The sequence below is a fragment of the Paraflavisolibacter caeni genome (assembly GCF_025628885.1).
GTDB classification, from domain to species: Bacteria; Bacteroidota; Bacteroidia; order Chitinophagales; family Chitinophagaceae; genus Flavisolibacter; species Flavisolibacter caeni.
In genome coordinates, this window is record NZ_JAOTIF010000001.1 from 144,876 (window position 1) to 169,581 (window position 24,706).

The 24,706-nt window shown below is 42.2% G+C and carries 20 protein-coding genes; 1 reads left to right on the top strand and 19 read right to left on the bottom strand.

The features are described 5' to 3' along the window. Window position 1 precedes the first annotated feature (1 nt). The 15 genes from OCK74_RS00645 to OCK74_RS00715 form a co-directional block, all read right to left on the bottom strand. Window positions 2-487: a GNAT family N-acetyltransferase gene (locus OCK74_RS00645; protein WP_279295040.1), complete on the bottom strand. Its 486-nt coding sequence runs from the start codon at window positions 485-487 to the stop codon at window positions 2-4. 48 nt (window positions 488-535) lie between these two features. Continuing rightward, a complete protein-coding gene (gene cydB, locus OCK74_RS00650) occupies window positions 536-1,570 on the bottom strand; it encodes a cytochrome d ubiquinol oxidase subunit II (protein ID WP_279295041.1) in 1,035 nt (344 codons plus the stop codon). Between the two features lie 10 nt (window positions 1,571-1,580). Beyond that, window positions 1,581-2,948 carry a cytochrome ubiquinol oxidase subunit I gene (locus tag OCK74_RS00655; RefSeq protein WP_279295042.1) on the bottom strand — a complete coding sequence of 456 codons (1,368 nt, stop codon included), beginning with the start codon at window positions 2,946-2,948 and terminating at the stop codon, window positions 1,581-1,583. 147 nt (window positions 2,949-3,095) lie between these two features. Beyond that, complete coding sequence (locus tag OCK74_RS00660) at window positions 3,096-4,769, bottom strand: NADPH-dependent assimilatory sulfite reductase hemoprotein subunit (RefSeq protein WP_279295043.1); 1,674 nt, start codon at window positions 4,767-4,769, stop codon at window positions 3,096-3,098. Window positions 4,770-4,852: 83 nt separating this feature from the next. Further along, a complete protein-coding gene (locus tag OCK74_RS00665; protein WP_279295044.1) occupies window positions 4,853-5,491 on the bottom strand; it encodes a peroxiredoxin in 639 nt (212 codons plus the stop codon). 92 nt (window positions 5,492-5,583) lie between these two features. Continuing rightward, window positions 5,584-7,281: a diflavin oxidoreductase gene (locus OCK74_RS00670; RefSeq protein WP_279295045.1), complete on the bottom strand. Its 1,698-nt coding sequence runs from the start codon at window positions 7,279-7,281 to the stop codon at window positions 5,584-5,586. A 59-nt stretch (window positions 7,282-7,340) separates the two neighbouring features. Beyond that, window positions 7,341-8,174 (bottom strand): uroporphyrinogen-III C-methyltransferase, encoded by an 834-nt coding sequence (gene cobA / locus OCK74_RS00675; RefSeq protein WP_279295046.1) that lies wholly within the window; start codon window positions 8,172-8,174, stop codon window positions 7,341-7,343. A gap of 97 nt (window positions 8,175-8,271) precedes the next feature. Further along, window positions 8,272-9,168 (bottom strand): LysR family transcriptional regulator, encoded by an 897-nt coding sequence (locus OCK74_RS00680; RefSeq protein WP_279295047.1) that lies wholly within the window; start codon window positions 9,166-9,168, stop codon window positions 8,272-8,274. A gap of 86 nt (window positions 9,169-9,254) precedes the next feature. Continuing rightward, window positions 9,255-9,692, bottom strand: a complete 438-nt coding sequence (locus OCK74_RS00685; protein ID WP_341483170.1) for a DUF983 domain-containing protein — start codon at window positions 9,690-9,692, stop codon at window positions 9,255-9,257. A gap of 180 nt (window positions 9,693-9,872) precedes the next feature. After that, window positions 9,873-10,508, bottom strand: coding sequence for an alpha/beta hydrolase (locus tag OCK74_RS00690; protein ID WP_279295048.1), 636 nt, complete (start codon window positions 10,506-10,508; stop codon window positions 9,873-9,875). Between the two features lies 1 nt (window position 10,509). Continuing rightward, a complete protein-coding gene (locus OCK74_RS00695; protein WP_279295049.1) occupies window positions 10,510-11,463 on the bottom strand; it encodes a ring-cleaving dioxygenase in 954 nt (317 codons plus the stop codon). A gap of 64 nt (window positions 11,464-11,527) precedes the next feature. Then, window positions 11,528-12,385 carry a pirin family protein gene (locus tag OCK74_RS00700; RefSeq protein WP_279295050.1) on the bottom strand — a complete coding sequence of 286 codons (858 nt, stop codon included), beginning with the start codon at window positions 12,383-12,385 and terminating at the stop codon, window positions 11,528-11,530. A gap of 36 nt (window positions 12,386-12,421) precedes the next feature. Further along, entirely contained in the window at window positions 12,422-13,303 is an 882-nt protein-coding gene (gene ygiD / locus OCK74_RS00705) for a 4,5-DOPA-extradiol-dioxygenase (RefSeq protein WP_279295051.1), read from the bottom strand. A 6-nt stretch (window positions 13,304-13,309) separates the two neighbouring features. Next, on the bottom strand, window positions 13,310-13,972 hold the full coding sequence (locus OCK74_RS00710) for an NADPH-dependent F420 reductase (protein ID WP_279295052.1): 663 nt from the start codon (window positions 13,970-13,972) through the stop codon (window positions 13,310-13,312). 146 nt (window positions 13,973-14,118) lie between these two features. After that, window positions 14,119-14,697, bottom strand: a complete 579-nt coding sequence (locus OCK74_RS00715; RefSeq protein WP_279295053.1) for a Crp/Fnr family transcriptional regulator — start codon at window positions 14,695-14,697, stop codon at window positions 14,119-14,121. Window positions 14,698-14,770: 73 nt separating this feature from the next. Between OCK74_RS00715 and OCK74_RS00720 the strand changes: the two genes are divergently transcribed. Next, window positions 14,771-15,265, top strand: coding sequence for a VOC family protein (locus tag OCK74_RS00720; protein ID WP_279295054.1), 495 nt, complete (start codon window positions 14,771-14,773; stop codon window positions 15,263-15,265). Here OCK74_RS00720 and OCK74_RS00725 read toward each other — a convergent pair. The 4 genes from OCK74_RS00725 to OCK74_RS00740 all read right to left on the bottom strand — a co-directional run bounded on the left by OCK74_RS00725 (window position 15,262) and on the right by OCK74_RS00740 (window position 24,323). Then, window positions 15,262-15,798, bottom strand: a complete 537-nt coding sequence (locus OCK74_RS00725; protein ID WP_279295055.1) for a GNAT family N-acetyltransferase — start codon at window positions 15,796-15,798, stop codon at window positions 15,262-15,264. The genes OCK74_RS00720 and OCK74_RS00725 overlap by 4 nt on opposite strands. Before the next feature lie 76 nt (window positions 15,799-15,874). Continuing rightward, the gene (locus OCK74_RS00730) at window positions 15,875-17,866 is read right to left on the bottom strand and encodes an adenylate/guanylate cyclase domain-containing protein (RefSeq protein WP_279295056.1); all 1,992 of its coding nucleotides are present in this window, start codon (window positions 17,864-17,866) and stop codon (window positions 15,875-15,877) included. 51 nt (window positions 17,867-17,917) lie between these two features. Then, a complete protein-coding gene (locus OCK74_RS00735) occupies window positions 17,918-22,900 on the bottom strand; it encodes a S8 family serine peptidase (protein ID WP_279295057.1) in 4,983 nt (1,660 codons plus the stop codon). 652 nt (window positions 22,901-23,552) lie between these two features. Beyond that, window positions 23,553-24,323, bottom strand: coding sequence for a DUF3108 domain-containing protein (locus OCK74_RS00740; protein ID WP_279295058.1), 771 nt, complete (start codon window positions 24,321-24,323; stop codon window positions 23,553-23,555). Window positions 24,324-24,706 lie beyond the last annotated feature (383 nt).

Here is a 24,706-nt window from a genome sequence, read left to right on the forward strand (position 1 = left end):
TTTACAAGTTTTTCAACATCCAGATATTACAGCCAAAGTGACCTGAATTGCCGAGGGGGGCATTGAGCGGTTGAAAGCCCAGTTTTTCGTATAAGCTGATGGCTGAATTAAATTCTGGCAGGCTTTCTAAATACACCTGTTTGTAACCAAGTTCTTTTGCTGTATTTAGGCACTGCTCCATCAACTTCCTTCCTACGCCTTTCCCCCTTGCAAAAGATGCTAAATAGAATTTTGCAAATTCACAGCAGCCATCAGGCAAGCCTGGGGTTGGAAATATGCCGGCGCAGCCTGCTAATTGCCCGTCTACTTCTGCAACCCAACATACAGAGCGGGGTGTTTGAAAAAGGCTATAAAGATCGTCGGTGGTAGGATCAAAATATACAGTACCTGGCCTGGCGGTATCGTATTCTTCAAATACGGTACGGATGATAGATGCTAAAGATTTGTTGTCCTCTTGTTTTATGGTTCTAAGTGTGATCGTGTTCATAAAGTGTGCTAATGGATATTGAAGTATTGTGTCCTGTTTCTATATTTCTTAATAACTCATTTCGTTCAGTTTTACTTTTCCTTTAAAGGTCCAGAATACAAATGAAGTATATAACGCGGCCAATGGTACCCCAACGGCCACAAAGAGCAGCATGATCTCCAGCGATTTGGAAGAGGAGGCTGAATTGAGAACCGTGAGTGTATAAGCCGGGTTGGTGGTTGAAATCAGCAGTTTCGGATACAGTTCAATGGCCACAATTACAAGCAGCAAACTTACCGTAAGAGAAGATGAAAGGAAGGCATATAAATATTTCCTTTTGGTGATCTGACGTGTAATGTTGGCAATACTTAAAACCATAATCACAGGTATTACAAACATCCAGCTATTGTGCCGGATCGTGTTGGTTAAATGTGGTACATACAACAATGTATAAAAGCTTAACAGCAGGATGCTGATTGCGAAAAAGATTGTCGTATTCTTGACCATGACGGTAAGCTTGGCATACAAACGGCTTTCTGTTTTCATGACCAGGAATATAGCACCATGCATCATAAATAGCGCAAGGGTGGTGATACCTACCATGATGGCATATGGATTCAGGAAATAAAAAACGCTGCCGGTAAAGTTCCCGTTGGCATCTATAGGAATGCCGATAAGGACATTTCCCAAGACAACGCCTAGCATCAGTGCGATCATGGCGCTGGAAATACAATAAGAGACATCCCATGTTTTACGCCACCATTGCATTGTTTCTTTACTTCGAAATTCGATAGAGATCGCACGGAAAATCAGCATGGTGAGGAAAAGCATGAAGGGGATATAGAAGGCAGAAAATACCGCTGCGTATACTTTGGGAAAACCAGCAAAGAGGGTTCCCCCGCCAATTACCAGCCATACTTCATTACCATCCCATACCGGACCTATGGCATTCAATGCAATACGCCTGCTTTCTTCTTTATTGAAAAACAGGTGCAGGGCTCCGGCTCCGAGGTCAAAACCATCGAGAATAGCATACCCGGTAAAGACTGCGCCAATTACCAGGAACCACCATGTGGAATAATCTATATTTAAGAAGGTACCCATAAAGTTGATTTTAAAATTGTTGTGCCATTTCTTCTAGTTTCGGACTGTGTTGTACAAAGTCGGTATCCGGTCCATGTTGGATCTTTTTATTAAGTAAGTATAAAAAGAGGATGAGCAAAAGTGTGTACACCAGTGTAAACAGGATGAGCGAAAATAATACCTGGTTAGCCGTTACGGCTTTTGAAAGTGCATCTGAAGTCCGTAGCAGGCCATACACCACCCAGGGTTGCCTGCCTGTTTCGGCTGCATACCAGCCCATCTGGTTGGCGAGCTGAGGTAAGAGTACAGAGAACATAAAGATCTGTAGCAACCACTTTTTTTCAAACAGCTTTCCTTTCCACCATAGCCAGGACGCATACAATGTAAGGGCGATCAGGATCATGCCAATAGCTACCATGATGTGGTAGGATTGGAACACTATGTTCACTGAGCCAGGGCGGTCTTCTTTAGGGAAACTTTTTAGTCCCCTGATGGGAGTGGTAAAATCCTGGTGGGTTAAAAAGGTAAGTCCGCCTGGTATTTTTAAGCCATAGGTTTTTTCTTTTTCTTTATTCACGTAACCTACCAAATACATATCAGCAACTGCAAGCGAATCAAAATGGCCTTCCATGGCCGCCAGTTTAGCCGGTTGGTGTTCTGCCACCACTTCTGCCGATCTATGACCCAGGAACAATTGAGACAATGAAGATATCGTTGCAATGACCAGTGCAATCTTAAAAGCTGATTGAGCAAATTCAATATACTTTTTCTTCAACAGGTAATAAGCTGAGATGCTTAACACCAGGAAAGCGCCAGCAAGGAATGCGCCCACCCAAACGTGCAAAACCCGTTCAACAGAAGAGGGATTGAAGACCATGGCCCAGAAATCTGTGATTTCTGCTCTTGCCTCCATGCCTTGTCCTGCGATTTTAAAACCGCTTGGTGTTTGCTGCCAGGAGTTTGCCACTACGATCCAGATAGCTGAAAACATGGAACCCAGAAATACCATGACTGTTGCAAAGAAGTGGACCTTAGGTCTTACCCTGCCCCAGCCAAAAAGCACTACTCCCAGGAAACCTGACTCCAAAGCAAAAGCAAAGATCCCCTCAGCAGCCAGGGCTGAGCCAAAGACATCGCCTACATATTTGGAGTAGGTTGCCCAGTTGGTGCCAAACTCGAATTCCATCACAATACCAGTAGCAACACCAAGGCCGAAGATCAGGGCAAATATTTTGGTAAAGAATTTGGTCATGTCCTCGTACATCTTGTTGCCAGTTTTCAGGTACAGCCCTTCCATGGCTACCATGCAGAGACCGAGGCCTATACTCAAAGGCGGATAGATATAATGAAAAGAAATGGTGAAGGCAAATTGTATACGGGATAGTATTTCTACATCCATGATATATAATTGAAATTAGGAAATGGTGAAATAGATAGGGGAAACAACCGTTGGACTGAGACTACAAAGGTATTCAAATTGAAAATTGACGTTCAATAAAAAAGCTGCCTTTCAAGGGCAGCTTTTTGTAAATTAGGAAGTTAAGCATTATGCATTAACATATCGGGCATTCGCAAAGTCGCCAAATGTTTCACCCTCTTTTCTTTGTTGCTTGAACTCGCCGAATATGCTATCCAATTCGGATAGGATCTGGCTTTCGTTCAGGCTTTCCTTATAGAGTTTGTTCAAACGCAAGCCATACCTGTCGCCACCCAGGTGCATGTTGTAGTGACCTAAAGCCGTTCCTACAAAAGCTATTTCTGCAGCAAAAGGACGGGAGCAGCCATTTGGACAGCCGGACATGCGCATGATTAATTCTTCATCTTCCAGTCCATGCTTTTGAAGCAGTGGCTCTATCCTGGAAATCAGTGTTGGCAAGTAGCGCTGCGATTCAGCTAGTGCTAGGGCACAGGTATTTAAGGCAACACATGCTATTGCATTGCTGCGAAGGGCAGAAGGATTATTGGTATGTTCGATGATCTTAAAACGCTCCAGGATCTCTTGTATCACTGGTTTGTCTTCTTTACTGATGTCGGCAAGGATCACATTCTGGTTAGATGTGAAACGGAAATTAGCTTTCCCTGTTTCAGCTACCTCCAGCAAAGCTGTTTTCAATGCTACCTTTTCATCATCCAGTACTCTTCCGTTTTCAACAAATACTGAATAATTCCAAAGGCCTTGATGGTTTTGCTCCCAGCCATAATGATCCTTCCGCCTGTTGAAAGCAAAAGGTTTAGCTTTTTCAATGGTGAATCCACATCTTTTTTCCAATTCTTCTTTCCACCATTCTATGCCAAGGCGGTCAACTGTATATTTCAGGCGGGCCAGCTTGCGGTCGCTACGGTTACCGTAGTCCCTTTGAATGGTCAGGATTTCATACACCGCTTTCAATACCTTTTCTTCGGTATCTACAAAGCCCAAAACTGAGGCCAGACGTGGATAATGATCGGGATTGCCATGTGTTGATGACATACCACCTCCAATAGCAATATTGAAACCTTTCAGTTCATTGTTTTCAACAATTGCAATGAGTGCAAGATCGTTGGTGAGCACATCAGCGTCGTTGTTCGGAGGAATCGCCAGCCCGATCTTGAATTTACGAGGCATATAACGATCCTGGTATAGAGGATCTTCCTCCAGTTGTTTATCCGCTAATTTTTCAGCATCCAGCCATATTTCGTAATAACCATTTGTTTTAGGCAGCAACAGATCACTGATTTGTTTGGCAATTGTAAACACCTGTTCATGTACAGGCGACTCCTTGGGGTTGGAAGTGCAGATCACATTCCTGTTGATGTCGCCACAGGTAGCCAGCGTGGTTAAACCTGCTTCGTTAAATGCCTGCAGTGTTGGTTTAACCCTCGACTTTAAAATACCATGCAGTTGAATTGTTTGCCTTGTTGTAATCTTAATGACCCCGGTTGAATTTTCACCTGCAATGTGATGTAGGGCTATCCATTGCTCTGGTGTCATGAAGCCACCGGCTAAACGCAAACGGATCATGAAAGAATAAAGGCGCTCTAGTTTCTTCGCTGCTCTTTCTTCTCTTCTGTCACGGTCGTCCTGCAAGTACATACCATGAAAGCGCACCAATGAGTGATCATCTTCATAGATATTCCCTGTGATCTCATTTTGCAGGCTTTCCTTGATGGTTCCGCGCAGGCCGTCACTGGCCATCTTTATTTTCTCTGTAGGAGACAGGTTCGTATTACTTTTTGCCATAGTTGTACAATCATCGTCTTTTATATATGCTCATTGTCAATTGAAAAAAAATCATGAGCACATAGGAGCTAAACAGTTGCTAATTAGTTTTTATTGGGTTGGGGAGTATAGCGTAAGTAGGGTTTTACTACTCTAACTCCTTTAGGGAACTTTTTAATTGCATCTTCGGTACTGATAGCAGGTACTACAATTACATCTTCACCATCCTTCCAGTCAGCAGGCGTAGCTACACCGTTATTGGCTGTTAACTGGAGTGAGTCCAGAACACGTAAGATCTCCACAAAGTTGCGGCCTGTAGAAGCAGGGTAGGTAATTGTCAACTTGATCTTCTTATCAGGACCAATCACGAATACAGAACGAACAGTTGCAGTGGCAGAGGCATTGGGGTGGATCATGTCGTATAATCCGGAAACTACACGTCCTTTGTCTTCTATCAATGGAAACTGAACGGAGGTATTCTGAGTTTCATTTACATCTTTGATCCAGTTGTAGTGATCTTCTACGGAGTCAACGCTCACCACCAATACTTTTACATTGCGCTTTTTGAATTCTTCATGTAGTTGTGATGTTCTTCCGATTTCAGTGGTACATACTGGCGTGAAGTCTGCAGGGTGGGACATGAGTACACCCCAGCTATTACCTAAGTATTCGTGGAAATCAATTTCACCTTCTGTTGTTACTGCTTTAAAGTTGGGGGCTGTGTCTCCGAGTCTTAAGCTCATTTCAATGGGTTTTATTTGTTAGAAATTAGTGAGTTGCCTGTTATTGGCTATGAGTTTTGAGTGAGAACCGTTTACTCTTAACCAATAATTTTTTAGTATACATCTTTATGGAATCTGCCTTCTTCTTTTAATTGTGAGATGAATTCACTTGCTTCTTCAATGGTTTTGTTGCCATGTTGGCGAATGATTTGAAGGATTGCATCCTCTACGTCGAAACTCATTGGGTCCTTAGCGCCGCAGATATAAACAGAAGCTCCGTTGGTTAACCATTCATAGAACTCCTGTCCATATTGAAGCATTTTATGCTGTACATATACTTTCTCTTGCTGATCCCTTGAGAAAGCCACATTCAGGTTCGTGAGTGCACCAGTGTCTTTCCAGTTCTGCAATTCGGTTTGATACAGGAAGTCTGTAACAAAATGCTGGTCGCCGAAGAAAAGCCAGTTGCGTCCGCTGGCACCTGTTGCATCCCTGTGTGCCAGGAAAGAACGGAAGGGGGCGATACCCGTGCCTGGCCCGATCATGATCATGTCTTTGTCTTCCTGAGGCAGGCGGAACTGGTTGTTTTTATGGATATAAAATTCAAATTCGGTATCAGCCTGTAGTTGCGACAAATAGTCGGAGCACAAACCATAATGTGCTTCATCATTCACATAGAATTTATCTCTTGCTACAGTAATATGCACTTCACCATTATGGGCTTCCGGTGATGAAGCAATAGAGTAAAGGCGGGGTGCAATGGGTTCCAATACTTCCACCAGATCTTCAAGTTGAATCGTCTCATTCAACGGGTAAATACGCAGTAGTTCCAGTAGACCGATTCTTGTAACTGGTATATCCTGCTTTACCAAACCTGCATACTTACTCACCACTCTTTCTGGCAGATAGCAGATGTTCAGTTTCTTTCTGAATAATTCTTCTGTACTAATCTGCTCGTTTTTATAAGTAATAGAGGATGTTTTATCTACGTCCAATAGATCAAGTATTGCTGCAACCAGATGTGCGGGGTTTTCAGGGATCACACCTAATGCATCTCCGGGCAGGTATTCCAGATCTTCAGCAATGATTTCAATGTGGTGGGTCTCTTTTTTAGAACCCCTGTCGTTCAAGTTGATGTTCGTTGCAATGCTGCCTTTGTATATTTTTTTACCTGTTGATTTCTTAATGGCTGGTGCCTTTGTTGTCGCAGTCCCGCTGCTTTGATTGTTCAAACCCTCCAGAACCTGCGTGAACCAAATTGTAGCATCAGTTTCGTAGTCGGTATCACATTTCTGCAAGTTGGCGATTCTTTCACCACCCAATTTTCCTAATTGTGCGTCAACATCTTCGCCCGCTTTACAAAACAGAGGGTAGGAGGTGTCGCCTAAAGCCAGTACACTATATTTCAGTTTATCCAGCTTAAGGCTGTTGTTATGGATATGATCATAGAACTTCTTAGCCCCTGCCGGAGGCTCGCCTTCGCCCTGGGTACTGATCACTGTTAAAAAATGTTCTTCTTTGGGGAGATCAGTAAGACGGTATTGATCCAGGCTTACCAACTTCGCATTGATACCAGACTTTTTAGCTTTGGCAGCAAAATCTGTTGCCAGCTTTTTTGCATTCCCTGTTTCGGTACCATAAGCAATGGTGATCTTATTAACGGAAGGTTTTGCCGGAACAGCTTCCTGGACCTGTACCTGGCCACCCGCTGAAATGGCGCCTGCAACATAGCCGTTAAACCAAATGAGCTCTTCTCTTGTAAAGCTGGACATTACCTCTTCTACTAACTTCATTTTCAGGGATGCGATCATGGGCTTTCGTTTATTTAGATTTTGTGATATGATTGAGATTGTGAATGATCAATGGTGAATCAGGCTCTTTCGGCGAATACGTGAGTGGCTGCTTTTACATCCACCGGTTTAAAGTATTCCACATCGCTGGGGCGATTTTCCAGCCATTTGAATTGCTCGTGCAGTGCTACTACCTTTCCTATGATGACCAGTGATGGCGATTTGAATTGTGCATGGCCGTAATTTTCATTGAATTCATAGAGGCTGCTGGTGTGAATTTCCTGCAAAGGCGTTGTCGCCTGTTCAATAACCGCTATTTGTTTTTCCTGTTCAATACCATTTTCGGTTAATTTTTGAGCAACATAAAATGATGTTTCAGCAGACATGTAGAATACAAGGGTATCGTTGGTCGCTGCTAATTCTTTCCAGTATTCTTCAGTAATCACGCTGGGATCATAACAAGTCAGTAGGCGGACTGCTGTTGAATAATTCCTGGCTGTTAGTGGCATGCCCGCGTATGCGGCAGCGCCTAAAGCCGCAGTAATGCCCGGAATGATTTCGTAGGGTATTTGGTTTTGTACAAGGGTTTGCAATTCATCCAACACATTTGAAAAGATAGAAACATCGCCTCCTTTCAGCCGTACCACCAACTTGCCCTGCCTTGCATAATCCACCATCAGTTCATTGATAGTGGCTTGTGGGGTAGAAGCGCCACGGCGGCATTGTTTTCCCACATACAGCACTTCCGCTTCAGGATTTACATATTCATTGATGATGACATCACTCACCAGGCGGTCAGTTAAGACCACATCTGCAAATTGCAAATAGCGAAATGCCTTGATGGTGAGCAATTCAGGGTCGCCAGAACCTGCACCTGCTAAGACTACCTTTCCTTTCTGTTGTTGATACTGCATAATACTTCGGGCTTGCGTGCTTCTTTAAAATGAATGCTGATTGCAACGCAAAGGTGAAGGCATGTAGCCGGGAAAGGAAATCGTAAATTATTATGAGCTATAACTTAAAGTTATACTGTTGGGCGAAGTGCATAAATAAATTGGCTAGCTGCTCGGAAGCGCCTTGCCTTTGAATAAAGTAAAAGTAGCGTTCAATGGATAGCCCTTTTACATCCATAATGCGAAATGAGTTGCTGGAAAGTTCGTTGAAAACTGAGTGGATGGAAAGGAAGGCCATGCAGTCAGAATTTCTTAAATAGGCTTTGATGGCTTCTGTTGAGCCCAATTCCATTTCGATGTTCAATTGAGAGAACGTAATTCCAAAAGGCTTGAGGGCATGGGCGATCACATCCAAAGTGCCGGAACCGGTTTCCCTGACCAGGAGCGGAACTTTTTTTAGTTCATTAATGGTAAGGGAAGATTTCTTTGCCAGGGCATGATGGACATTGCTGACCAGCACAATTTCATCTTTTACATATTCAACATATTTTATGTCTTTATTCTTTGACTGGCCTTCAATAATGCCAATGTCTATATCATTATTGAGGAGCGCCTGCTCAATCTGCTCCGTGTTGCCATTCATCAACCTGACATTGACTTCCTTGTATTTCTTATGAAAGTCGGCCAGTACAGAAGGAATCACATATTGACTTATAGTAGAACTGGCGCCGAGGTGCAATAAACCTTTGTGCAGATTGGAGAAGCTGTTCATATCAAACTCCATGTTCCGGTAGATATTCAGCAACTGCTCTGTATACTGTAATAAAACCTGCCCTTGAGGTGTTAATTGAATATGGTTGCCTTTTCGGTTGAACAGGGGTACCTGGAAATATTGCTCCAACTCCTGTATGTGTTTGCTGACTGCAGGTTGCGTGATGAACAAATCTGCGGCTGCCTTGGTAAAGCTTAGCCGCTTTGCTACTGTATGAAATACTTTAAACCTGAAGTCGAACATGATTTCCTCTTTGAAACCGGCAAATTAAAGTTATTTGCCTCAGTTTTTCTCTGGGGCAGTATGATTACCAATTATTCTGATGTTCTTTAATTGTCCCGTTCCACTTTTTGAGTAGGGTTGTTTTTCCAGTTGGGATCATATCTTGTAAAGAAGGCCAGCCAGCCTGTCCTGGAAATTCTCATTAAATATGGCTGTAACGCAACCAAAAAAACGGCATTGAAGATCATCCAGTAAAAGAACCTGTTATCCTGAAATGAAAACCCTATCAGAACCCACCATGCAACAAGTGTGGCTACACAGAGTGCAACTGTTAGAGCATAAGAAACATAACCCGCACCGAAGTAGAAACCTACTTCCGGTTCGAAAGGTTGACCGCACACTGGGCACTCTTTTCTCATCTTCATGGTATTTCTCAGATGCCAGGGATTTTTATCAATGAACATATCACCTCGTCTGCACCTTGGGCATTTGCAGGCAAAAATGTTGAAAAAACCAGGTTTTCCTTCCTTCAAATCTGTAGCCATATCATTGGTTTTTGCGTTTTGAGCAGTAATCATTGCTTTACCTTTTTTGAGATGCCTGCAAAGGTACTAGAGGTACATGCCTTATTATTGGATAAATTATGGTCTTTGTGGTAGTTTTTACCGATTTGAACAGATTTTCCAGGTTTTAACATTTCATCAATGCCTTACAACTGAAGATGATCATGTATGTATGGAAGAAGGATTTAATATCAGGCTGTTGGCTAAGCTGATCTCATCCTGGTTGATGGTATGACCCATATTGTTGTACACTTTTTCCGTCACCGAGGCATTCATGTCCTTTAGAATATTTGAGGTTGCATAAACCCTTTCTACTGGCACATGTGGGTCGGGATTACTGGTGCCTATGAAGACAGGTGTGCCATTGAAATCGCCTTTATAATTTTCCGGATAGACCTTATCACCAATCAAGCCACCTGTAAATGCAACTACTCCTCCATAGCGGGTCGCGTTTCTCGTTACAAATTCAAGTGTTAAGCAGGCTCCCTGAGAGAAACCCAGGAAATAGATATTTTCTGTGGATATGCCATTACTCATGATCTCGTTGACGATTCCTTTCAGGAGGTCAATTGCAGAACTGAGCCAAGGCTCATTTTGAGCTGGCGGCGCCATGAAAGAGTAAGGATACCAGGTGTTGTTGGTTGCCTGGGGGGCTAATAATGTAAAATCAGCCACCTCAAGATAAGAAGATAAGGAAAGAATGTCCTGGGCGCTGCCGCCTCTACCGTGAATCATCAATAAAACCTTTGTAGCCTCTGTAATGTCTTTTCCCCCGGTAATTAATTGCCTTTTGTGCATCTTATTTGTATTTGTCTGGATTGATTTGAATAGGTGTTAATGTAGTTTCCAGGTCCTTCCTGTATTTTTCATATTGTTCCGGCAATTTAAGGGCTTCACCCAGGTGTTCTGCAGGTTCATCAATTCCAAAGCCGGGACCTGATGTGGCTACTTCAAACAATACCCCACCTGGTTCGCGGAAATAAATAGAGGTAAAGTAACTTCTATCCATAACCGGAGTGGGGTTCAGCATTCTTTGCGAAATTTTTACACGTACTTCGGCCTGCGTTGATGCATCGGGTGTAGCAAATGCAATATGGTGTACTGTTCCACTGCCGGCTAATCCTTTTAAGCTATCCGGCGAACAAATAATGTCGATGTAATTGCCAGGCGTGTCATTAGCTGCAAAGCGGAAACGGTTGCCCTTTTCTGCTATGAGTTTGTGATTCAATTGTTCTGTAAGCAGACCGGCGGTACGTTCATATCCTTCTTCCCAGATTTCAGCGCTGTAAAAACCTTTAACTGCATGTTCTATTGGAATATGCCCATAGGTAAATCCAGGTCGCGTATCCTTGTCTGTGAATACTAATTCCAGCCCCAGGCCATCAGGGTCTTCAAAATAAATTACCTGCTCGCCTTCAAACCGTTCAACAGGTTGTTTGTAGTTTATATCGAAACGTTTCAATCGATCCATCCAGTAGTTAGCGGAGGATAAAGGAACCGAAAAAGCAGTGGTATTCAGCATGCCTTTTCCTTGTCTTCCTTGTACAAGCCCCCCGTAGGGGAAAAACGTCAATATACTTCCGGGCAGACCTTTTTCATCGCCATAGTAAAGATGGTATGTGCCGGGGTCATCGAAGTTGACTGTTTTTTTTACCAGTCTTAAGCCTAGGATACCTGTATAGAAATCAATATTTTTTTGAGTGTCACCTGCGATAGCAGTGATATGATGTATGCCAGTGATCAATTGGTTCATAAAGGAATATTAATGGTTAATGGTGGATTCGTGATACCTGCACGTTCAAAGGTCGATAATCCTTCTAAAAATCCAATGTGCCAAATTTCCTTTCAGCAAAATCCTTTTCAGCCTGCTCTATTTCTTCCTGTGTATTCATCACAAAATTTCCTTTAGCTGCAACAGGTTCCTCTATGGGTTCTGCCGATAGATAGAGCAATTTTGCATCTGTTCTGGTCTGAATTTGAATTTCTGTCCCTTCCTTGCTAAAGACCAATAAATGATGCCCTGAAACTTCCATTTCGTTGTTGACTACGATCGTTCCATCCAGTACATACAACAATGTCCAGTAACCCTCAATCGCTTTTAATTGAAATGACTTTTCTCCTTTTACAGTTCCGAAAGCGCTCATTACAGGGGTGAAGGTCCTGATAGGGCCATTCAGGTGATCATAAGATCCACTTGCCAGCCTCAGGTCAATGCCTTCCTCCTGGAACAGCAGGGGCATGTCATCTTTTTTTGCTTGTTGATAATAGGGCGATTCCATTTTGTATTTTGCAGGAACATTTACCCACAGCTGTACAAATTCATAGTTACCCCCCTTTTCAAGCAATTTCTTTGTTGGCCCTTCGCTATGTAACAAGCCTTTCCCGGCAAACATCCACTGCACTTCTCCTGATTTTAAAACTCCATTATATCCATTGGTATCATTATGATAACCTTCGCCCTGGAACATGAATGTTACCGGCGCAAAGCCTCTGTGTGGATGGGGATGGATCCGCTCCGGAGGTGATCCTGCTGGGTAGAGGTGGGGAGGTAAATGGTGCAAAACGATAAAAGGACTAGCAAAGCGAAAGTCTTTGTGTGGTAAAGATTGCAGAATGGTTTCTTCACCTATACTTTTTTTCCTGCCCTCAAGCAGGTGGTCAATTTTCTTTTGCATAGAATGTTTTTTTAAGCCTTAAACAATGTGGCGATACTAACCTAACTTAACTGAAGTCATGGTAAGTGAGCCCCCCACAGCTTTATCATTAAAGAAAGATACTGTATCCTTATTCCCTTTTAATCCTAATGTGTACATAAGAGGCAGATAGTGATCAGGAGTTGGGATGGCGAGTCTAGCCTCTCGGCCAAGACTATCATAATTGATCAATGGTGTATGATTGCCATCAGCAATCAATTGCTTGAATTTTTCATTCAAAGTCAGCGCCCAATCGTAGCCATAAGAAGAGGCATCCAATTTATCCCAGGCAACCATCCGGAGATTGTGAACCATATTGCCACTCCCAATAATGAGCACTCCTTTTTTGCGCAGTGCGTACAATTCCTTAGCGAGGTCGTAATGATATTGTGGACCTTTTGCGTAATCTATACTCAACTGAAGCACAGGAATATTGGCTTCGGGGTACATGTGCCTCACTATTGTCCATGTTCCATGGTCTAATCCCCAATCATGGTCTAATTCAACATGGGTTGACTTCAACAAGGATGCTGTTTCTTTTGCCAATGCAGTATCACCCGGAGCAGGATATTGCACTGCAAATAGTTCCGGAGGGAATCCTCCAAAGTCGTGAATGGTTTTTGGGAAATCCATTGCAGTGATGCGGGTTCCCTTGCTCAGCCAGTGTGCTGAAACCACTAGTACAGCTTTGGGGGTTGGAATTTCCTTTGCCATTTTCGTCCAGCGTTGGCTAAACTCATTGTCTTCTATTCCGTTCATGGGAGAACCATGCCCAATGAAGAGAACAGGCATTAAATACCCATCCTCTTTTAAATCGCTTGTAAACCTGTTGAAGGCCGATAAAGATGTCATGCCTACTACTCCTGTTATGATTGTTTTTATAAATTGTTTTCGTATCACTTTTGATTAGTTATGTAAAATTTTCCAGCCTGCCAGCCAATTATAGTTGTACTTCATGCCCAATTGGATGAGCAGCAGCTGCATGTTTTCCAGGGTTCTGCTTACTGTCAGGTCGCCTGCAATTATTGGATTGAACCCAACAGTACTTACCAGTTCAGAAACTGTTTGCAGGGCTTCTGCATCGTTTCCGGCTATAAAGGCATCTACTTGCTTGCCGTCAATTACAGGCATAGAAAAGTCGGCGGCAAACGTGGTATTAAATGCCTTTATCACTTTTGAGTTAGGTAGTAATTTTTGTAATTCTTCTGCTGCACTTGTGTCCGGAGCTGTTGCCAATCCGGTATGAGTTTCGTTAAGAGGATTGGCGATGCTAATCACGATCTTTTGATTAGCTACCTCCCTGATTTTTTCGGCAACTTCATTTTGTGCCCCGTAAGGAACTGCCACAATTATGATATCAGCTTCCCAACAGCCATTATAGTTGCTATCAATCGCTTCTACGTCTGCGGCAGGGTTTGCATTTTTGATTTCATTAACGATTGGCTCAATCTTCTCCTGATCCCTTGCATAAAGAAGTAACCTGTAATTTCCCTTGGATAGGTTTTGGGAAATTGCAGAGCCCATATTGCCTGTAGCTCCAATTATATTTATGGTTTGCTTTGTTTGCATTTTGTTGTCTTTAATAATGCAAAACTACTCCAGTGTAAGGGCCTGCTCCATTGAGTGTAAGCAAGAAAAAACATTGACCGAAATCAATTAAATGTAATGAGTGGTGAGTGTTAGTGACCATATTCATCACTCATTACCCATTCCGATCATTTCTCCGCAATTTTTTTGCGTAAGCGGCTCAACGTTTCAGGCTTTAATCCCATATAGGAAGCGATCATGTGTTGCGGCACACGTTGAACAATGTCGGGATAGAGATTGATAAAGCTGTTGTATCGCTCTTCTAAAGGCTGGCTGATAATTGAGGTCAATCTTTTTTGCATGGCTAAATAAGCACCTGTAACCTGGAGCCGGGTATATGTTTCATATTTAGGGCATTTTTTTAAGATCTCTTCCTGGGCAGATTTGCTGATCAATACCAATTCAGAATCTTCAAGTGCATCAATATTATAGGTTGCCGGCTCTCCTGTCAGGAAGCTATAAAGGTCTGATATCGTCCATCCCTCCAGTGCAAATTGGATGATGTGCTCATTACCTTTCTCATCTACTGAATAGGATCTTAATGCGCCCTTTTCCACAAAGGCGATCATTTTGCAAACCTCACCTTCCTGTAAAAGATATTGTCTTTTACGGATTTTTTTTGGTGTCAGATAATCCCTGATGATATCCTGTTCTTCCTGGGTAAAAGAAACCTTTTCATTAAGCTTTTTGAAAAACAACTCATACATAGCGCTTCAAAATAACTAATAAAGCGTGAAGCGTGGCATAATAATTAATTAGTTTTTTAGCAACTGTAATTTTATGGATGACCATTATGTGATCCCGTCGCAAGCCAAAATTGGGCACGTGCACTTAAAAGTAGCTGATTTGAAACGAGCCCTTGATTTTTACCATGGACTCTTAGGGTTTGAAGTGACCCAATACTATGGGGAAGATGCCGTCTTTGTTTCAGCAGGGGGATATCATCACCATATCGGATTGAATACGTGGCATAGCAAAGGTGCAGGACCTGCACCGCACAATAGTTCAGGGCTCTATCATTTAGCTATTCTTTATCCCACACGTAAAGATCTGGCCATTATTTATAAGAGATTGAAAGATGCACAGTATCCATTGGACGGCGCCTCTGATCATGGCGTATCAGAAGCGCTTTATTTGCGTGATCCGGACAATAATGGCGTTGAACTCTATTGGGACCGGCCGAAGGAATTGTGGCCTATAAAGGACGGTTTGTTACAGATGGTTACAATGCCTTTACATATAGCAGATCTCCTGAAAGAACTGTCCGCAGATTAATGTGCGGTTAGATCCAGGCGCATAACATGAATGTCACGGTACTCATCTTTAAATCCTTCAAAAGGAAGGATTTCTGTTTTGGTAATATGAAAACCAATTTTTTCATAGAATTGAACTGCTTTACTAGTGTCCATCGATTTAAGCCAGACTGTTTTTACATGATCTTCTTTTGCCTTGTCAATAATCATTTGAACAGCCACCCTTCCAATGCCTTTGTTCGTAACCTTCTTCAAAAGGTAAAGGCGTTCCAATTCTATACATTCCCCGGCGGATGTCTCATTAAATGAACGGTTCCTATTTATTTTTAGAAAACCAACTATTTCGTCATGATTCAATACAAAATAGAAAGTGGAATCCGGATCATTCATTTGTTGCAGTAAACTTTGCTCACCAAATGAGCGATCCATATACCACCATGCATATTGATCATCTGTCCATAAATACATGTAATGCTCCTGGTACGATTGTAAGGCTACCTGCCTTAAAATGGATATATCTTCAAGGTTACATTTCCGGAGCTCAATTGCTTGCATTTAATTGGGTACTTTAATCTGTTTTATGAAAATTGAGGTGCAATTTGCATAAAAATGCGGTTATGCAGGCATGAAATTACTGCGTTATATTTTTTGCATCCTCTCTCATAATCACTGTTACAGATCCGCCTTCCGGAGTTTCGCGTTCGCTCTCAACAAAGTACATATCTATTTCACCAATGTTTTTAGCATATATTTTTCCCCTGGGGGTGCAGATGAATTTATGCTTGACCATTTCGCAGGCAGCAGCTGATACATTGATTTGTCCTGGCTCTCCGTTGCTTTCCATTCTACTGGCTATATTAACTGTACTACCCCAGATATCATATGCATACTTTTTCCTGCCAACGACGCCTGCCACTATTGGGCCTACATGTATGCCAATACGGATGTCCCAAACAGCAAGTCCTAGTTCCAGTCTTTTGCTGTTATAACCGTGAATAAACTCTCTGATCTCCATAGCCGCTTTTACAATCCTGATGGGGTGGTCGCTATCTGGGGTGGGTATGCCTCCGGCACACATATAAGCATCACCAATGGTCTTTATTTTTTCAAGGTTGTATTTTTCAATAATGTTGTCAAAGGCCATAAAGCAGCTGTTCAACTCTTCTACTAATTCCTGCGGCGGCATTTTATCGGCAATACTTGTAAAGCTTTTAAAATCAGTAAACAGGACTGAAACATTTTCATAATGCCTTGGCGTAGCAGTGCCAGAAACCTGCAGCTCTTTGGCAACTTCGGAGGGAAGTATATTCAAAAGCAGGTGTTCGATCTGAGCTTTTTGCCGGTCAAGAATCTTGTTGATTTTCACCTTTGCCAGGAAGTTGCGGAAAATAATAAACGCTATGACACCCAACATCACAAGTCCCAGCATAAGGGCCTGTTTCGCCTGTCTCTGTCGTTTCACCTCCAGCTCTCTTATGGCCTTATCTTTTGTAAGGAGATTGATTTCACCCTGTTTCTTCTGCAGGTTGAAGTCAAATTCCATTCTTGTTAGTTTTTTATCGGTCTCTATGTTATACAAAGTATCTTTTACATCTGTAAAAAGGGTTTGGTACTTGAAGGCTTCATCATATTGCTTTGCACTGGCATAAGCAGAAGATAAACCCTGGTAGATATCTTTCAGTTCATCAAGCGCATTGATCTCTCTGCCAATGACTTCTGCTTTACTGAAGTAATCTAATGCTGTTGGCAAATCTCCTTTCGCTCTGTAGGTGTTAGCCAGTCCCAACAGTGATTGTGCCATGAATTGCTTTCTGTTGTATTCAACTGATTGGGCGGCAGTATATGCCTTGGTGTGAAATCTCAAGGCCTCATCATACTTTCCCTGTTTTTTATAAACCTTACCAATAGCGTTGTATACAAAAGGCAAGCTGCTTTCATCTTTTGCATCCCTGTAAGCTTTTAATGCTTCTTCATAATAATGCAGCGCTAAAGAATCTTTGCCTTTATTAAAGTATACTTCACCAATATTGGCGGAGGTGCCTGCAATGTCATTATATTCTTTGACCGTTTTGCCTAGGTCCAGGGCCCTGAGGTAGTAGTCCAGGGCTTTGTCGTAAGTTTCCTTTTTCAGAGCATACACATTGCCGACATTTTGCAAGGCTGTAACGATCCTTAATTGATCACCAGATTGTTCACCTGCCTTTAAAGAAGCCAGGTAGTTTGCTAATGCTTTTTCATAGTCGCCCTGTGCATTATAAATAACGCCTATGTTGTTTAACATGTTAGAAACCCCTGACAGGTCTTTGATAGATTTAAAAACCTCCAGTGATTGAGTCCAGTATTGAATAGCTTCAAAGGGCTTGCTCTGGTAGAAATAAACAAATCCCAGGTTTTTTAATGCCAAAGCAGTACCCTTAGGGAATTTAATTTGATCTGCCAGTTTCTTTGCTTGCAAACTGTAGCTTATGGCCTGGTCCGGATTGCTTCCAGCCAATTCTTTGCTTTTGGCCAATAGGGTATTCAATGCAGATGTATCAGCTTGTACGTCTGAAGGAGACTGCCCTGAACCTTTAATGATCAATGTAAAGCAACAAACGCACGCAACAATAATTTTACTTCTCATACTTTACTGTTTTACATAGATATCTATATTGCATTCATAGGGTAAGATCTGTTATTGTGTACCCTTTTTCAATACAGTGAATGTTTCATATCTATCGTCAACTTTTGCCCTGATGAAATAAGTTCCCTGTGCCCAACCTGATATATTGATTTCAAGACTATGTTCGGATAGTTTTTTTACATGATGAACGCCAAAGCTTCTTCCGTAAGCATCGTATACCTGGATGGCTTGTGTACTGATCGTTCCGCTGATCGCATCAATGATGACCATATTGGTGGCTGGATTTGGATAAGCAATCTTTCTTTCCGGGCTTGTTTGTTCCAAATTACGCTCAGATGGCGGCATGGCTTGTATACTGGTTATAACATTGTTGGCTCCGCAGCGATTAGAGGTTGAACTGGCGCTGCTACCCACTGAACTTTTCTGATTCACATCAAATGTGGCAACTGTCCAGATCAATTTTGTTCCATCAAAGTGTATTGGGAACCTGTGGGTGCCAGTCAGGAACTTTACAGGTGGCTGACCGATATAAGAATTTGGTGCTGCTGTAAAGAAGTTATCCTCACCAACCGGAACATATATTGTTGATCTATTATCATTGGTATAACCAAAGTAAGCAATATAGTCAAAGCCTGATGGATCATCAGGTACGTAGGCTACACATTCCAGGAATGGCTTGATCTTTTTGGCGCCTTTGCCTTTTGGATTTACAATTAAAGTTCCCGGTTTATATAAAGGGTTGTATGTAACCGGAAATACAAACTGTACGTTTTTAGGCGTGATCGTGTATTCGCCGGCATTGCCAGTGTAAGTAGGAGAGAGTGTAAATTGAGGGCCTGATGATATTGTGACCTGCTGGTTGTCAAAATATTGGAAACCTGTCATTGTTGATGTGAACTTCGGTAAGGTGCCGCCCTGGAATATGAATGTGTCTTTTGCTGTTACGTTAAGGTCGGAGATATTGATCGTAAGTGTACCAAGTCCATAGGATAATTCGAAGTTGCCGTTGAGAAATGCTCCGGGTACAACCCTATATACGCCTGCTGTATAGCCTGTAATCATATTGACGGAAGCGATGTTTGTTATGGAGGCATTAGAACTATAAACATCTAAGGAGTCTATGATCAATATCAGCTTATTGTTGCTGGTGGTAGTCACGGTTTCACTATTGAGAATCGGTGCAGCATTGCTGAGAGTTATGTTGTTCACTGCAGCAGTACCGTTGGCCACCGCATATGGATTGGCTACAGCATAAGGATTGGCCACAGCATAAGGGTTCGCAACCGCATAGGGATTCGCTACAGCATAAGGATTGGTTAGTGAGGTTGAATTTGGTGTTGCCAGGTATTGAAAGACAGCTTCCTGAGCTAATTCGATGATCCTGGTAGAAAACGGAGCAGGAACACCATTGGCAACAGCATAGGGATTTACCAACTGGCTGGCGCTGTCTAATGTGTTTTTCGTTGCAAGCGCGCCCATATTTGATAAATCCGCATCATCTAATGTTTCCCCATTAGCAACAGCATACGGGCTGACAAGGATCACTGCAGTATCAATTACGTTGTTCTGGTGTTGAGATACCAGGAGATTTGGTAATCCAACTGCATTATCAATATTTGCCTGGTTGTATTCATAAGTGAATTGGAACGGTGTTATCTTCTGTCCATACGTTAAAGTTTTATTCTTTGGTGTGATCTTCAATGGAAGTTTATTGATGGTCAATATACCATTGACAAACTCATAGTCATAAGTTGCCTGTAATTCAACATCAGTTGGATTTGAAGGATCAAAATCTCTCTTGGGGACAATAGCATATTTACCTACCTGGCTTGCAGAAGTTGCCAGTGTGGTCAATTGTAATGGGGTAAGGCCCAATTGATCTAATGTATAGCCAGTGTTTTCTAATAAGACATTATCTACTTTAACGGTAACTGTGAAAGCCGGAAGTTTTTCTGCGAACTTCTTTGTTGTGTCGTCGGCAATAATGGTAACTACTGGCTTAACATCAAAGAAACGGATCGTATTGGAGAGGCCGCCATCTAATTGACTGGCTGAAATGAACGGTGTAGTTACCTGTAGCGGTGGATTGCCTGCAAACGCTGGTATAGTGGCCTGAAGTTCGTTTTCATTGATAAATGTGGTCGTCAAAGGCGTGCCATTGAAAATGATCTTTGAAGTGTTTTTCATAAATTTTCCTTTCACCTTGCAGGTGAAGGGTTGTGTGCCAGGTACTACGCCTTCCTGGTAGGATAGCTCTTCAAGAAACGCTCTGGGGGCAGCAAAGGATTGGATGGCAACATAAGGTCTCATGAAACCATTGCCCGTGCTTGGATCATATCCTGATACACCCATGTCCAGTGCTGAATTTATTAAAAGAGTTTTCAATTGCGCAGGTGTTGGTGTTGTTAGGGAATACCTTATTCTGGCTTCTTTCAGTAAAGCTGCTGCGGCAGCAGCATGTGGTGCAGCAGCAGAGGTGCCAAAAAAGTTGAAAAAGCCATCCCCGTCAACATCGTTACTTCCCATATATAATGTTGTATTTCCGCCATCTGTTGCTACCACATCTGGTTTCATTCTATCTGTACCATTTACTACCAAACCGCCATAGGACGAGAATGGTTCAAGAACAGGAGCCGCTACTCCATAAGGTGGCGTTTGAGAGTAACGTACGGCGCCAACAGTAATGGCGTCTTTGCTATTGGCATGAGCTACACAGGTAGATTTACCCTGCCAGTACTCATTAAAAATCAGGTTCCCTCTGAACGCAATGATTTTGAATCGGACATTTCCTGAACCAGAAGCTCTTACTATCATGAAGTTGGTCTGGGTAGTTGTGGAAACAGTTACCGGGAAGAATTCAATAGGGTCGCCACCTAGATTGTTTCTGTTCCAACCGATCAATTGAAGCGGTGTGCTTGCTGGGTTGTTGACCATATAAAGGTCAAAATCATTCTGTGCTCCGGGCTGGCCTGATGAGTAAGAGAAGTCATCCCATTGGAATACAATAGTGTAAGTGCCCGGTGGCAGTGTGATTCCCTGATAAATATCTCCGCCGCCGAAATTATGCGCATATTGACCTGTAAGTGGTGCAGGGGCTGGGCTTGGGTTAAAGGTTCCTTCAATAGCCTTATCGCCAAAGTTGCCAGCACTGGTAACATAGGTGACACCAAGACTTGAAACATTTTCAACTGCTTTTGCGATCCGTCCATCCTGGAAGAAAGGCTCTGTAGGATGGGTCACATCATCGACAATGATGTCGCAGCCAGCCTGTTGCAGCTGTATGATCCGGTTCGCCATATCGCCAGGTGTAATAAATCCTGTAGCGAATGCAAGTGTGGCTCCGGGAGCAATATCGGAAATAGTTTCAGCCATGGCTCTCCCTTCGTCCGGCCGTATTCCAAATGGATATTCCTTTAGTACCTGAACCGGAGTGGAATTGTCAGGATTCGTAGTGCCTGGCAGGTCTTTATTGCCAACTCCGATTGAAGCTGTTCCCAAAGTATTGTAACTATCTGATATAATTCCGATTTTCACGCCTGTGCCTTTCAGATTGTAAGCCTGTCGTACAAAGTTGGTCTGCATCGCACTATCGCCCTGGGTTTGAGTAATCCCAACATTGTCTATAGCAGGCGTGTGTTCTTTATAGTACTGGGCATAGGGGATTTGGTCCAGTTTAAATAGATTGGCAATTGGGAATAATCCAGTGATCGTGCGGCTGTATGGGCCATTGGGAAGTGTATCCGGGTTAAGGCCATATTCTGGTTTTATTAATTCATTATATAGTTGACCTTTCATGCCTTCAAATGCGATGGCATCGATATAAACACTATCATTTTTAAGCATGTAGATAGTCTTTGCAGAATCTGTAACATTTCCAAAGTTCTCTCCAAGTGAAGCTAATAGAGAGCCTATTTTCAAATCTGTTTTACCAGTTACTTCAGGAGGATAGTAGTCCAGTTTCAGCTCTGCAAATGGTGCATGCTCAATAGAAATCGCGCTGCTGATTACTACCTGAGTACCGCTCCAGAGTGCGCCAATGGCTTTTGATGAACTGGTACCCGCACCAATACTAATAGCCGCATAAGGTGCCCAGATGGTTCCTTGCCATGCTATAAAGGTTCCATCTGTAGAACCATTGGCAATGTTCCAGGCCGTCGTTTTGTTGGCGGAGGTAGCTCCGTTACCGTGTGTTTCTGCATAAATACGATTTGGGCTGCCGCCTCTAATGATCTCAATTGAGGACTTGCCTAAATCCACATCGCCATGTACGTATATTTTGATGATACCGGTTGGGCTGTTCTGGAAGTCAAAAACCAATTTATTTATAGAACCTGTGTTTTTGATTGAATTAAAAACATAAGTTCCAGGCCCGGAAAAAGTAAGGGTTTTATTCCCATTTAGTTTGACATTCCGATAAGGTTTATCAGGTGTGATTGCTCCTGAATTGGTGATATCCTTTGTGCCCGCACTTGGGAAATTGGTGATAGCTGGCATCTGTGGCAAAGCCGGAATTCTCGGGGTGTCAATAACTTCTCCTCCCTTTGGTACCGGACCGGTATAGGTCGTACCAGAAGGGTGAGTAACCTTGCCATTGACCTGGCTACTTCCGATGTTAATATTTCCTGCCACATCAATATTGCCATTCAATATTGCATTGTTACCAATTAATAAGGCTGAACCTGATTGGGAACTGCTATTGGCAACAGTAATAATGCCGCCTATATTGTTATTATTACCCAGATCAGCCCTGCCGCCGCTGTGGATATTTCCATTAATAATAACATCACTATTGGTTTTTATAAATGAATAACTGCTCACCGAACCACTACGTACGATGGCTGAAGAGGAAATAAACACGCCGCAACCAGAAGGTGGTGTTTGGTTAGGACCGTTAGGACATGAGCCATCACCACCTATAATTACCATATCTCTTAAGGACAATTGTGCGGAAGAGATAGAGGTAAACATGATGCCTATAAGCAACAGAAAGATGTTGCAGACATTGCCGGACTTTAAATAGAGCTTATGGCCCATGTGCTTGATTTTCAGACTTAATATGCAAATGGCTATTATTGGGCTGTGTCAGCTCCATGATTCGACGTTGACAGCTAGGTACACAGCTGTTCCATAGAAGTGGATTCTTTGATTTCCAGGGAGTACAAAAACTACTTTAAATTGCTGATTGCTGCATGGGAGCAGCTATAAACGCCAATACGATTGAAAAATACCAGCCTTCAACAATTAGTTCTGACAATTATGGATTTAGAAGTTTTCAGGGAATAGAAGACGGTTACAGAGCTATATTTTAAAGATATTGAAGTTATGAATTTCTAGGGTGATCAAAAAATATAATGTTGATACATAGATTTTCGACATTTAATAAAAAAACTATAAGCAATCCAGGGATAGTTTTGCATTTTTAAGGGCTTCTAGTATATGATAGATCATACAACCTGGTGCCGAATTTCCTTAGGATATTTTAGAGTTAGATACCTGCCTTTCAATGTTATAGCTGCAGATTCAGATGAGCAAGCTCTGCATATTGTCACTTCATTATTGTAGGGGATAGGTGTAATTGAATTGATAATTATATCGCAGATCTATGATCATTGGTCACGGCTTCGATCATATGAAATTCTTGCTGAGTTGAAGATTAATAGATGAGTGATAGTAGACAAAAAACGCATTATTTTTTCTTGGTAAGCGCCGTCAGTGGATGCTTCAGATTTTGATATTCCACCAGGTCTACTTTTACGGTCCCCACCACAATGGGGCTTTCAATACGAACCGGTATGTGATTCGGATCATCGGTAACCCATATGGTCATTTTCTCTCCTCCATTGAAAGTCTGGCCCTTCAGTAGCAATGGCTTTATCTTGATTGCATTGAAATTGCCGTACTTGGTTTTTACCGATTCCTTACCCACATACCGAATGTACATATTGTACACTTCGTCGCCTAAAAACATGTTGAAAGGTATTTTATCACCCGGTTTATAGTTATTAAAGTCAAGATTCCGGGCATAATATAATGAGCTGATGACATCCTGCACCTGGTGCGGTATTTTGATCATACCTTTTTTGGTGATGGCAATTTTATTGTCATGGTCGAAAACTACCTCTTCATACTTTTTATAATCACCTTCATTTACATTTCGAATGAATTTAATTGGCTTAAGGTCATCTGCATCAAAATAGCTTTCATAGCGATCCCTGACCTTAAAGATCCAGTCATATTTAGAATTGGTAGATCCCTCTCCAACTACATGGTAGGCATCATAATTTTGAAAGTTGACCCTGGTTGTAGAAAATGTAGCGGTTCCAGCATTGATATATAATCCAATTACATTATAAAAAACGGTATAGGTGATCTTTTCGCCGGCTTTAAACGCAAAATCCTGGGCATTTGAGTGTAGGCCAAAAAAAATAAATAAAATCATCAAACGCAGCATCTTCATAGCAAAAGACTGTTAATAGGTTATTTTGAAATCCGAGTGTTTTACCAGTCAATCCGTTGGTTTTCAGGAGACATGTCTTTATCGAAAATAGTTAATTTTCAGGCATTTGTAAATTTATTAATGCAAATCCTTTATTAAAACTTTGTGTGTTTTTAAAGTGAAGAGTGTCTGATCTTTCAGAAATCTTACGCTCACTCTGTGCTTTATTTATATCAATAGACAGGAACATATGCATTAGCGTTGCACAAAACTTTTAAAGTTATGTGCAAGTGAAGATTTGGACAGGGGGCTCCAGGAACGGCTGTTTTACCAAACCCTTAGTATTTCATTCCATATCTTTACCTATATTATATCCGCTCTCTTCTTAAGGCTCGATTAACTTC